Here is an 11,664-nt window from a genome sequence, read left to right on the forward strand (position 1 = left end):
CCGATTGAATCCGCTGTCGATTTTTCTGCGTCGCACTCGTGCTCAACTTCAGCGCGTCATATGCGCGTTGACTCATTTACGTCTTGAGAACAGATACAGAACATATTGCTGTTACTCAAGCTGAAAACGGGTTGCCGTTAAAGGAGATCATGAACTCAGCCGTCGCCCCAATCGCTATCCTCGACGGTCTGCGCGAGCAGATAGCGCACCTGGAAAGCGCCAGTCGGCGCAGGCGAGGCGTTTTGCCTTTCGGCGTGGCCCAGATCGACGGGCGGCTTCCGGGCGGCGGATTGGCCCATGGGGCGCTGCACGAATGCGCTGGCGGCGGGGCCGGCACCGTCGATGGCGCGGCCGCCGCCCTGTTCGTGGCCGGCATTGCCGCGCGTACGAAAGGCAAGATCGTCTGGTGCCTGACACGTCCCGATCTGTTCTTCCCGGCCCTGGCGCAGGCGGGGCTGCATCCGAACCGGGTGGTCTTCGTCGAGTCCGACAAGGAAGAGGACGTCCTTGCCAACATGGAGGCGGGCCTCTCGTACGGCGGGCTCGGCGCGGTGATTGGCGAGATCGTCCGCCTGCCGATGGCGGCGTCGCGCCGGCTGCAACTTGCCGCCGAGAAGACCGGCACGATGGCGCTCGCGGTGCGGCGGTGGCGACGGCAGACCGAGGCCAGCGACTTCGGGCAGCCGACGGCCGCGACCACGCGCTGGAGGGTGAGCGTCATTCCGAGTGAGGAGCTGCCGGTTCCAGGCGTCGGGCGGGCGAGGTGGTTTTTGGAACTGATGAGGGTGAAAGCGGGTGAGTGTGCCGAGTTCGAAGTAGGAGCCTGCGATGCCAAGGGTCGTATCGATATTTTTTCCCGATCTGTCGACCGACAGGATCAGGCGGGCCGATCCCGCCATTCCCGTTGAGCAGCCGATCGCCGTCATTTCGAAGAGCGGATCCAAGCGCTGGGTCTCGGCCGCCGACGCCGCGGCCAGGAAGGCCGGACTCCACGTCGGCATGCCGGCCGCCAGGGCGCAGGCGATCCTCCAGGGCCTGCGGATGATCGACGCCGATCCGGCCGCCGATGCCGTGGCGCTCGAGCGCGTCACCATGTGGGCGCTGACGCAGTATTCGCCGATCGTCGCCGTCGATGCGCTGGACGGCATGGTCATCGATACGGAGGGCGCCGACCATCTGCAGGGCGGCGAGGAGCGCATGTTGACGAGCATCGCCAATCGGTTTCGCGCCAAGGGCCTGACGGCACGGGTCGCCATTGCGGACACATGGGGCGCGGCTCACGCATGTGCCCGCGCCATCAATCGCGAAACTGTCATCGTCCCGAGTGGAGAGACCATCCGGGCGGTCGAGCGACTTCCGATCTCTCTGCTGCGGCTACCCGAGAAGATCGTGGGCGATCTGCGCATGCTCGGCTTCCGGACTATCGGCGAGCTCTCGGCGACGCCGCGCGCTCCCTTGGCGCTTCGCTTCGGCCCGGAGATTGGACGGCGTCTCGACCAGATGTTCGGTCGCGTCCGCGAACCAATAGATCCGATCCGTAGCCCAGAACTCGTCGAGGTCGTTCGATCGTTCGCCGAACCGATCGGTGCAGCGGAAACGATCGACAAGTATGTCGGCCGGCTGATTGTTCAGCTCGTCGCTGAACTCCAACGGAAGGGTCTTGGCGTCCGCCGGACCGATCTTATCGTCGACAAGGTCGATGGGACCAGGCAGGCGATCAGAGCGGGAACCGCCAAGCCGGTGCGAGACATCGCCTGGTTGACGAAACTGTTCCGCGACCGGACGCAGACGATCGAGCCGGGTTTCGGGATCGAAAGGCTGACCCTCGTCGCCGTGATGTCGGAACCGCTTGAAGAGAAGCAGAAGGCGTCCTCGCTTGTCGACGACGAGGATGCCGACATCACACCGCTGATCGACGTCCTCGGCAACCGAGGCCAGCGCGTCTACCGGGTCGCGCCGGTCGCCTCCGACGTCCCGGAGCGCAGCGTCCAGCGTATCGCCGCGGTCGGCGAGGACGCGACGGAAGATTGGGTCCACCATTGGCGACGGCCGGTGCGGCTGTTTGCGCGTCCGGATCGGATCGAGGCGATAGCCCTGCTGCCGGATCATCCGCCGGCCAGCATCACCTGGCGCGGTAAGCGTCATCGCGTCAAGCGTGCGGACGGTCCGGAACGGGTCTTCGGCGAATGGTGGAAGCGCGACAGCGAATTCGAGGCTGTGCGCGACTACTTCGTCATCGAAAACGAGAGCGGGGAACGATACTGGATCTTTCGCTCCGGCGACGGCATCGATCCCGAAACAGGTTCCCACAAGTGGTTCATACACGGGATATTCGGATGAGATACGCCGAGCTCCAGGTCACGACGCATTTCAGCTTCCTTCGTGGCGCGTCCTCCGCCGACGAGCTCTTTTCTACCGCCAGGGAACTGGCCATCGAGGCTCTCGGCGTTGTCGATCGCAACAGCCTGGCAGGGGTCGTCCGGGCGCTCGAGGCGTCGCGCGCGACAGGCGTCCGTCTCGTTGTTGGGTGTCGGCTGGATCTGCAGGAGGGCATGTCGATTCTCCTTTATCCCACGGACCGCGGCGCCTATTCGCGGCTCACCCGGCTCCTCACGCTTGGCAAGGGCAGGGGCGGCAAGGCGAACTGCATCTTGAACCTCGACGATGTCGCTCTCTACTCCGAGGGGCTGCTTGCAATCCTTGTGCCCGACCTAGCTGACGAGACCTGCGCCGTCCAACTTCGCAAGATGGCCGAGATATTCGAGGACCGAGCATATGTCTCGCTTTGCCTCCGGCGGCGTCCGAACGACCAGTTGAGGCTGCACGAATTGTCGAACATGGCGATGAGGCACCGCGTGCGAACAGTCGTCACCAACGACGTCCTCTTCCACGATCCTTCCAGGCGGCAGCTTCAGGACGTCGTCACCTGCATTCGAAACAATACCACCATCGACGACGTCGGCTTCAAGCGCGAGCGCCACGCGGACAGATATCTAAAGCCGCCGGAGGAGATGGAGCGCCTGTTCCCGCGCTACCCCGAGGCGCTGGCCCGGACGATGGAGATCGTCGACCGCTGCAGGTTCTCGCTGGAGGAACTGACCTACCAGTATCCCGAGGAGGCGATCCTCCCGGACAAGACCCCGCAGGAATCCCTCGAGCACTATGTCTGGGAGTGCGTGCCCAACCGCTATCCGGAAGGGCTGCCGCCGGAGGTTCTCAAGATCGTCCGTCACGAACTCGATCTCATCCGGACGATGAAATACGCCCCATACTTCCTGACCGTCTTCTCGATCGTCCGCTTCGCCCGGTCGCAAGGCATCCTTTGCCAGGGGCGGGGCTCGGCGGCGAACTCGGCCGTCTGTTACATCCTTGGTATCACCAGCATCGACCCCTCGACCAACGATCTCCTGTTCGAGCGCTTCGTCTCCCAGGAGCGCGACGAGCCGCCGGACATCGACGTCGACTTCGAACACGAAAGAAGGGAGGAGGTCATCCAATGGATCTACAAGACCTACGGGAAGGATAAGGCCGCTCTCTGTTCGACGGTGACCCGTTACAGGGCGAAGGGTGCCATCCGCGACGTCGGCAAGGCGCTCGGCTTGCCTGAGGACCTCATCAAGGCCCTGTCAACGGGCATGTGGGCGTGGTCGGAAGAGCTGGTCAGTGATCGCAGTCTTCGTGATCAGGGCTTGAACCCGCAAGACCGCCGCCTCGCCCTGACGCTTAGGCTTGCGCAGCAGCTCATGGGCGCTCCTCGGCATCTGGGACAGCATCCAGGCGGCTTCGTCCTGACCCACGACCGCCTCGACGATCTCGTTCCGATCGAACCCGCGGCAATGGTTGACCGGCAAGTGATCGAGTGGGACAAGGACGACGTCGAGGCGCTCAAATTCATGAAGGTCGACATCCTGGCGCTCGGTATGCTGACCTGCATGGCGAAGGCCTTCGCGCTCATCGAAGAACACAAGGACGAGCACCTTGATCTCGCCACCATCCCTCAGGAGGACCAGGCGACATACGCGATGATCAGGAAAGCCGACACCCTCGGCACGTTCCAGATCGAGTCGAGGGCGCAAATGGCGATGTTGCCGCGCCTGAAGCCGCGGACCTTCTATGACCTCGTGATCCAGGTCGCGATCGTCCGGCCTGGTCCGATTCAGGGCGATATGGTGCACCCCTATCTCCGCCGCCGGGAGGGCAAGGAGCGGGTCGTCTACCCGACGCCGGAACTCGAAGCCGTTCTCGGCAAGACACTCGGCGTCCCGCTCTTCCAGGAGTCGGCCATGAAGGTGGCGATGGTTTGCGCCGGATTTACCGGCGGCGAGGCAGACCAGCTTCGCAAGTCGATGGCCACCTTCAAGTTCACCGGCGGCGTCTCGCGCTTCAAGGACAAGCTCGTCTCCGGCATGATCAGGAACGGCTACACGGCCGAGTTTGCCGAGAAGACCTTCAGCCAGCTCGAGGGATTCGGCAGTTATGGCTTCCCGGAATCCCATGCGGCGTCGTTCGCCTTGATCGCCTATGCCTCCAACTATGTGAAATGCCACTGTCCGGACGTCTTTTGCGCGGCGCTGCTGAACTCGCAGCCGATGGGATTTTACGCGGCGGCCCAGATCGTCGGTTGCGCTCGGAACCATGGCGTCGAGATCCGACCGATCTGCATCAACAATTCCCGGTGGGACTGTACGCTTGAGCGTATCGGAGATACCGACCATCACGCGGTCCGCCTGGGAATGCGCATGGTGCGCGGCCTTGCCGCCGCCGATGCCGCGCGTGTCGCGGCTGCTCGCATGGACCAACCGTTCGAAAGCGTTGACGATATGTGGCGACGGTCTGGGGTCCCGGCGGCTTCTCTGGTCGAACTCGCCGAGGCCGACGCCTTCCTGCCATCTCTGGGACTTCAGCGGCGCGACGCATTGTGGGCGATTAAGGCTCTGCGTGACGAACCTCTTCCGCTCTTTGCAGCCGCCTCGGAACGCGAGGCGAGGGCGATCGCCGAGCAGCAGGAACCCGAAGTCGCTCTGCGCCAGATGACGGATGGACACAACGTTGTCCAGGATTACAGTCACATCGGGTTGACGCTCCGCCAACATCCCGTCGCATTCCTTCGAAAAGCTTTGGCAGAGCGCCAGATCGTCACCTGCGCGCAAGCCATGAACGCGCGGGATGGTCGCTGGTTGATGACAGCTGGCCTGGTCCTCGTCCGGCAGAGACCCGGCAGCGCCAAGGGCGTCATCTTCATGACGATCGAGGACGAGACCGGTCCGGCCAACGTCGTCGTCTGGCCCAAGCTCTTCGAGCAGCGCCGCCGTATCATCCTCGGGGCATCGATGATCGCGATCAATGGGAGAATTCAGCGTGAAGGCGACGTCGTTCATCTCGTGGCCCAGCAAGCCTTCGATCTGTCGGGCGATCTCTCCGGGCTGGCTGAGCGCGACGCAGGGTTCCGGCTCCCGACGGGCAGGGGAGACGAGTTCGCGCATGGATCGCCCGGAAGTCCGGATTCGCGCGACAGGGTGGCGGGCGCGAGGCCGAGGGACATTTTCATTCCGTTATGCCGAACTCCGCATAAGGGAACTTATCCCGAGCCGGAGACTATGCCGAGCCCGTTTCCCAAAGCCCGAGATTTCCGGTGAAGCCGCGTGGCAAGCTCGGCATATTTTCAAAGCACTGGAAGGCGATTTTCGCCCTTACGGACATCTACCTTGAACGATTATTGCCTACGAGCTAGGGATCAGCGGAAGCCAATCAAGAAAAGATTCCAATGTTTCCCTTCTCCGAAGCCGATCCCGTTCAGCATTCCGATCCCTAATGCCTCCGAGGTGGTGATCATCGGAGGCGGAATTGTCGGAGTGTGCACCGCCATCTTCCTTGCTAATCGAGATGTGCAAGTGACATTGCTTGAGAAAGGACGCATTGCCGCCGAAGAGTCCTCGCGCAACTGGGGCTGGATACGAAAGCAAGGGTGAGACGCTGACGAGCTGCCAATAGTGATCGAAGCCTGCCGCCTCTGGCAACAGTTGGCGGACGAATGTCTTGAAGACATCGGCCTCCGACAAACTGGCGTTACCTATGTGGCCCGGACGGCCAAGGACATGGCTGCGTTCGAAGACTTCATGAAGATCGCCGCTGCCCACGATCTCGACACGCGCCTTGTAGACGGCAACGATGTGTCATCCGTGGCCTCAGGTATGAGTCGGAGGTTCAGCGGGGCAATGACTACCCCGGGGGTCATGCTCGTCTCCGCTAAATTGTAACAGCGGAGCCTGAATATTATGCCGAGCTTGCCACGCGGCTTTACCGGAAATCTCGAGCTTTAGGAAACGGGCTCGGCATAGTCTCCGCCTCGGGATAAATTCCGGATCTGCACATCGACACCCTGAAGGTGAGAGCGCGGAATTTCCAGGCGGCTGCTTGTCCTCCCGCGGAATCCGCAAGCTGTGTAAAATCCTCGCTGCAAGACACGCTTCTGGGAGAGCGAGGGCCATTTGAATACATGTGCAGGTTTCGGTCAGCGCGCGGGCCCGAAGTGGGTCACCCTCTGACGCTTGCCTCCCATCGCCATTCCGACCAGCGTCCTTGTCTCATTCGAGCAAGACGACCGCGGATGCCACAGGTCAACTCGGTCGTCCCGCTGTGGGTCGCGTATCTGTCTTGGTGCGTGCAATCGATACTTACGCTTCAGATAATTGGGAACAGAAGAGTGATCTTGATGTTCGAGGGCCGCAACGTAAACCACGAAGGAAACGAAAAAGATGAATATCAAGCTCATCTGCGCCTCAATGCTCGCGGCCGGTATGGCCACGAGCGCTTTTGCTCAGTCCAGCACCGGAGCTGGAACCACGACGGAACCCAATGCCATTGGTACCGATGGTCGTGCCAATGTTCAGACAATGCAGCCGATGACATCCGATCCAACCTCCACGGGCAGCACGACGAATGGATCAATGGGCGCGACCATGCCAGGCGGTTGCAGCGGCGGCAGTGATCCTGCGAGCTCCACCGCTTCGGGCTCCGTCCAGACCCAAGGTGGTCTAAGCGACGCGACCCCCCAGGGTCAGGCTTGCGCTCAGTAAGCAGCCAAACTTTTCGAACAGGAGAAGAGGTGGCGCTATGTTGATGCCTGTGGGTATCACCCGCCACTTCAGGAGATTGCTTGATCGCCTCCTGGCGGATGACGTGGCCTAGCGGATATGCGGCAAGACTTCCTGCGCCATGAACCGCATGAAGCCATGTTGATCCAAGGAAACATTGTGCAAATAGACTTCCTCGAATCCGCATGATGCCAATTCACTGATGATTTCTAGCAGCTCGGATCCTTCTGTAATTAGTGGGACGAACTCTTCTATGTCCTCGGGCCTGAGGGTGTTGGTCACCTCGTCGAAGTCCTTGGGGCGCTTCAGGTCAGCTAAGACAGTCGGTGGCACGGCCGCATTGCGCCACCGCTCCCAGGCCGCCAGACGCGCTTCCTCCCTCGACATTGCCCACGAAACCTGAAGCTGCAAGACGAGCGGCTTGCCGTGGCCGCCATTATCTTCGAAGCGGCCGACAAGCTCTTGCATGCTCTCTTTGGATTTCCGCACTGTTATCAAGCCGTCGACCCAGTCGCCCATCCACCCTGCCGTCTTGGCGCTCAAGGCGGCGCCAAATATCGCTGGCGGCCGCTCAGCCAGGGACCAGAGCTTGGCTTCCTCCACCGCGAACCAGGGATAACGAACGGTGACCGTTTCTCCGCGAAGGAGATCCCGGACAATCCCGGCACCGGCACGAAGCCGCGCGTCGCGTTCTGCTTTTTCGGGCCAGCCGCTGCCCACGACGCTTTCGTTCAGGGCTTCACCGCTACCGACTGCAATCCATCGAAAACGGTTCGGGTACATCTCGGCGAGGGTGCCGGCCAAATGCGCAAGTAGGGCTGGGTGGTAGCGCCAGCCACCGGGGATCGCGAGACTACCGAACGGCAGCGATGTCGTTGCAAGTGCTGCGCCGAGCCAGGCCCAGTTGTTACCCGAATTTCCCTGCTCCTCGCTCCATGGCGCGATATGGTCGGACGTCATGACGGCACCGAAACCAGCGCGCTCTGCAGCCTGAACAAAGCATAAGAGTTCGCTGGGCGAGAACTGCTCATGCGACGCATGATAACCTATCAGCATTTGGGCTCCCCGTGATCAAGGCAATGCTTTGGCAATCCAGAAATACCTTGCAGCCTATGACATGCAGTCATGAACCGCCGAAAAAACCCTTTGTTCCGCTGCCGTTAGCGGGGTCGAGTTATGCAGCTGGCCCTGAATAGTTCGTGACCGCCTGTTGCGCCGTATCGTTCCACAAACCTACGACAAGAGATTGCGATCATGGGTTTGAAGCTAATCATTGGTGGAGGCCGCGCCGAGGCAGATGCGGCTCATCTCCGCCAGGTGGAAACAAACTCTGCTATTCTTCCAACGGGATTGCGCTGGCCGGGACCGCTCATTGGATGTTGGCCCCGTTGACCTGTCGAATGATCTCGAAATCCTCATGGCGCGGCACGCAAAATGAAGAAGCTTTTCCAGCGTTGACAGCGGCGAGTACACCCCGATCGTCAAGGTCAGGTAGCTGAAGATCCTCGATCAACTGACCACGTCCGCCTTCGGGAGCACGTCCCTCACACGGTCACGCGTGAACTCTAGGATTCCATGGACGGGCTCAGCGGTATCGGAGAATTCCGGATCACAGAAATGGATCCGAGCGGCGCGACCTGGCAATGCGCTTTTCGTGCCGCTGCCCGTTAATGCGATGAACGCCGGTCCGCTTTCGCCCTGCGCGCTGTGCACCAAAAAGAAGCCCCGCCGAAGCGGGGGAGGTTGGGAACGAACGGATCGCACAGGAAGGAAGGGTTGGCGTACGGCCCCGCTAAAAGAGGGGGACCTGTGCGATCCTTGTGGCCCAACGACAGATAGTCAGAAAAGTTCCTGTGCGTTTCTGCACCAGTCGGTAGATGGACCGCCAGTGACACCAGTCGTTTCGCCGCTTCGGTCCAAGGCCGCGAAAAGCTCCCGCGCCTGAAGAATCGCCGTGTCGGCACCTTGTTTCATTCGAAAAAAGAGCACATCTCGATGGGGTAAGCGCCGTCAGGAAAGCAAATGGCCTACGAGCGGGATATGGCTATCGTCTTCGATAGCGTGACAAAGGCGGTGATCGTCAGTTTCCGCGGAGCCACGGTCTATCTGCCAGGTCCCTATGCCGACCGAAAGGAGGCCGTCCTGATCGCCGAAGCGCATTGCCGCCGACTTGGCTGGCGAGATTGATTGCGACTTCTATCAACGATCCACAAACGGCAGATATTCGTATTGTGAATCGCTCGTCCTTTCGCAATGAGCGCGCATGCCGAGGCAAGATGTGCTAAGCTCTCTTGGTCGGCACCGAACGTCGGTGCCGGTCTATCGTCGCTGATCATCAACAATGTCAGTGGCTTATGTGCGGTTTTGTCATAAACGCACACTTTCGCGGGACCTATAGCCAAATCTTTGGGCGTCCCGTAGCTTTCACCACACCCACAGGCGTTTGGCTTGACATCCAAGCTCCCCACGCGGAGCTGCTATGCCCCACCAATCGACCGTCGAGAACACTCTACTGAAATTGTTGAGCGTAGACGGTTTCGCACGCCTCTCGGGAGCGATGGAGCGCATCGACCTTCCATTGCGGCACGTTCTTGTCGCCAGCGACGTGCCGACCACGCATGTTTGTTTCCTGGAAAGGGGCCTGGCATCCATGGTTGTCAGCAGCATCGACGAAGAAGTTGTGGAAATTGGCCACATCGGGCGCGAGGGCGCATCCGGCATGCACGTCGTCCTGGCGGTAGAGACCACCCCCACGCGCACGTTCATGCAGGTCGCGGGGTCGGGGATTATGGTGCCGATGGAGACATTTCAGCGCGCGCTCGCCGATGATCCCGAGATGAAGGATTTCTTCCTTCGCTATGTTCACACAACCGTGCTGCAGCTCGCCCATTCGGCGCTCGCCAACGCCCGCTACAATATGCATGAGCGGCTGGCTCGATGGATCCTGATGTGTCACGACCGCCTCGAAGGCAATGACCTGGCCATTACCCATGAATTTCTGGCATTGATGCTCGGTGTCCGGCGTTCGGGCGTCACCAATGAGCTACACGTGCTTGAGGGCGTCCACGCCATCCGATCGACCCGCGGAAACGTGCGAATAGTGGACAGGGAAAAATTGATCGAAATCGCCGGTGGCTGTTATGGAGTGCCGGAGCGCGAATATGAGAGGTTGCTGGGTCTTCCGCTCGGCGCCAGGTAGATCAGCCCATTGGCTTCACCGCTTCCGCAAAGGGCAACACGAGCAGGATATCGCCTGTTTCGTTTCTGATCTCGACGCTTCTTGACGAAATGTCATATCCAAGCAGCACGGCACTGCTCATCAATGCCCGCGCATCACGCACCGCTTCAACGCGAGCGGCATCCAAATCGGCAAGCTCGGTTCCTTCCCAGTCGTCGAGCGATCCTGCTTCAGACAGAATGTTGAAGTAGAAGCGTGGCATTCGAAATCCCAAAGCCCGGAAGGACAAGTCGCCTATCTTGCCGTTCCGCGGCGTTCAGATCAACAGCATTGGGCATGCTTTCGTCATCGCCGATCTGAACGCGGCAGCCTTGCGGAAACGCACCGGTGGTTGGCGTTGAGAACTTGGTGGGTTACGTGTTCATTTTTGCGGGGCAGTGGAAGTCGATCCCGGCACGCCCAGGGGGGATATGTTCTTCAACGGCCCAGGCTTTCTGCTGGTTCTAGAGCGGAGCTGCTGACAGACTTTCCGTCCAGCTCGATCTGCTTACGACGGAAGAGTTCCTCAGTTCGCTCTGCACGCGGCTGCGGACCGGAAGCCTGCTGCCGCGCTCTGCCACCGGAGAAATGTAAGAGGAGTGCCCTGAGCGTTGGCCCATATTGCGACGAGCACGGCGGTACACCGAGACGACGTGATTCCGACAGATTGCAACCACCACCATCGCATCGCGGCGACTTTTCCAAGTGGTGATCATCGTTGACGCCCTTCGACCATTTATCCCAGGCGGACAGGACGCTTTTCCTAATTTGGCATTTACCAGCTTTCAAACGGGGGGCTGACCCATCTTGGAAATGGCGGCTGTTTTTCGTACGATCGAACAACCAACAAGGATTGCGCTGGGTGCTGTTCATTGCGATTGGCTTTGTCGTTGCTCACATTGCCCTGGCCACGGCGATCTTCGCGCTTCGTGGCGGCGACCAACTATGGGTCCTGGGGTTGGTTTTCGGCTGGTATTGTTTCGCCATGTTCGGTCTCATCGTCTATTTATGGGTTCGCCATAGAAAATCGACCCGGCGAGGATAGTTCACTCGAGGCGATTGCTGTCACGCTCGGCGACGGAACATCTAGGCAGATTCGCTGATCTTCGGCGCTGTCGCGTCTGATCTACGACGACCTCGCGACCCTAGTCCTAGCTAGGCCTAGGCAGCCTGGAAATATACGGCAGTCGATCAAAGGAGCGAGACGTTCTCACATGGACGAACCCCGGCGCGATTCCATTTGCTCGCCCCTATCGAAGCAATGCCGAAGTAGGAATATGACAAATCTCTTAGAAAATCCGGTGGATTGGATGGAACGAGGCTTGCCAGGCATTTGGTCCGCTGGAACGCGCC

8 protein-coding genes and 2 pseudogenes are annotated in these 11,664 nt (G+C 60.4%); 8 read left to right on the top strand and 2 right to left on the bottom strand.

Going from position 1 to position 11,664, the window contains the following annotated elements:
- Positions 1-149: 149 nt before the first annotated feature.
- From AC2444_RS35845 to AC2444_RS35860, 4 genes and pseudogenes are all read left to right on the top strand, one after another.
- Complete coding sequence (locus AC2444_RS35845; RefSeq protein WP_003554717.1) at positions 150-908, top strand: ImuA family protein; 759 nt, start codon at positions 150-152, stop codon at positions 906-908.
- Complete coding sequence (locus AC2444_RS35850; RefSeq protein WP_012760336.1) at positions 829-2,340, top strand: Y-family DNA polymerase; 1,512 nt, start codon at positions 829-831, stop codon at positions 2,338-2,340. The genes AC2444_RS35845 and AC2444_RS35850 overlap by 80 nt, the downstream gene beginning before the upstream one ends.
- On the top strand, positions 2,337-5,636 hold the full coding sequence (locus AC2444_RS35855; protein WP_003554713.1) for an error-prone DNA polymerase: 3,300 nt from the start codon (positions 2,337-2,339) through the stop codon (positions 5,634-5,636). Before AC2444_RS35850 ends, AC2444_RS35855 begins: the two co-directional genes overlap by 4 nt.
- A 216-nt stretch (positions 5,637-5,852) precedes the next feature.
- Positions 5,853-6,257, top strand: a pseudogene (locus tag AC2444_RS35860) (NAD(P)/FAD-dependent oxidoreductase).
- A gap of 927 nt (positions 6,258-7,184) precedes the next feature.
- Here the strand turns inward: AC2444_RS35860 and AC2444_RS35865 are convergent.
- Positions 7,185-8,150: a TIGR03885 family FMN-dependent LLM class oxidoreductase gene (locus AC2444_RS35865; RefSeq protein WP_012760334.1), complete on the bottom strand. Its 966-nt coding sequence runs from the start codon at positions 8,148-8,150 to the stop codon at positions 7,185-7,187.
- Positions 8,151-8,286: 136 nt separating this feature from the next.
- Here AC2444_RS35865 and AC2444_RS35870 point away from each other — a divergent pair.
- The 3 genes and pseudogenes from AC2444_RS35870 to AC2444_RS35880 form a co-directional block, all read left to right on the top strand.
- Positions 8,287-8,526 (top strand): annotated as a pseudogene (locus AC2444_RS35870) (HNH endonuclease); the annotation flags it as partial.
- A gap of 590 nt (positions 8,527-9,116) precedes the next feature.
- Positions 9,117-9,281 (top strand): hypothetical protein, encoded by a 165-nt coding sequence (locus AC2444_RS35875; RefSeq protein WP_012760333.1) that lies wholly within the window; start codon positions 9,117-9,119, stop codon positions 9,279-9,281.
- A gap of 292 nt (positions 9,282-9,573) precedes the next feature.
- On the top strand, positions 9,574-10,293 hold the full coding sequence (locus tag AC2444_RS35880; RefSeq protein WP_017993235.1) for a Crp/Fnr family transcriptional regulator: 720 nt from the start codon (positions 9,574-9,576) through the stop codon (positions 10,291-10,293).
- Between the two features lies 1 nt (position 10,294).
- On the opposite strand, the gene AC2444_RS35885 is transcribed toward AC2444_RS35880, so the two are convergent.
- The gene (locus AC2444_RS35885) at positions 10,295-10,534 is read right to left on the bottom strand and encodes a DUF6894 family protein (RefSeq protein ID WP_003554701.1); all 240 of its coding nucleotides are present in this window, start codon (positions 10,532-10,534) and stop codon (positions 10,295-10,297) included.
- A gap of 495 nt (positions 10,535-11,029) precedes the next feature.
- On the opposite strand from AC2444_RS35885, the gene AC2444_RS35890 reads away from it, so the two are divergent.
- The gene (locus AC2444_RS35890; RefSeq protein WP_244432311.1) at positions 11,030-11,356 is read left to right on the top strand and encodes a hypothetical protein; all 327 of its coding nucleotides are present in this window, start codon (positions 11,030-11,032) and stop codon (positions 11,354-11,356) included.
- Positions 11,357-11,664 lie beyond the last annotated feature (308 nt).

It is taken from the genome of Rhizobium sp. WSM1328, assembly GCF_057653715.1.

Bases quoted from the DNA above. Each gene is read 5' to 3' on its own strand.
- AC2444_RS35885 (WP_003554701.1), bottom strand. From the start codon at position 10,534: ATGCCACGCTTCTACTTCAACATTCTGTCTGAAGCAGGATCGCTCGAC.
- AC2444_RS35875 (WP_012760333.1), top strand. From the start codon at position 9,117: ATGGCCTACGAGCGGGATATGGCTATCGTCTTCGATAGCGTGACAAAG.
- AC2444_RS35845 (WP_003554717.1), top strand. From the start codon at position 150: ATGAACTCAGCCGTCGCCCCAATCGCTATCCTCGACGGTCTGCGCGAG.
- AC2444_RS35865 (WP_012760334.1), bottom strand. From the start codon at position 8,150: ATGCTGATAGGTTATCATGCGTCGCATGAGCAGTTCTCGCCCAGCGAA.
- AC2444_RS35855 (WP_003554713.1), top strand. From the start codon at position 2,337: ATGAGATACGCCGAGCTCCAGGTCACGACGCATTTCAGCTTCCTTCGT.
- AC2444_RS35880 (WP_017993235.1), top strand. From the start codon at position 9,574: ATGCCCCACCAATCGACCGTCGAGAACACTCTACTGAAATTGTTGAGC.
- AC2444_RS35850 (WP_012760336.1), top strand. From the start codon at position 829: ATGCCAAGGGTCGTATCGATATTTTTTCCCGATCTGTCGACCGACAGG.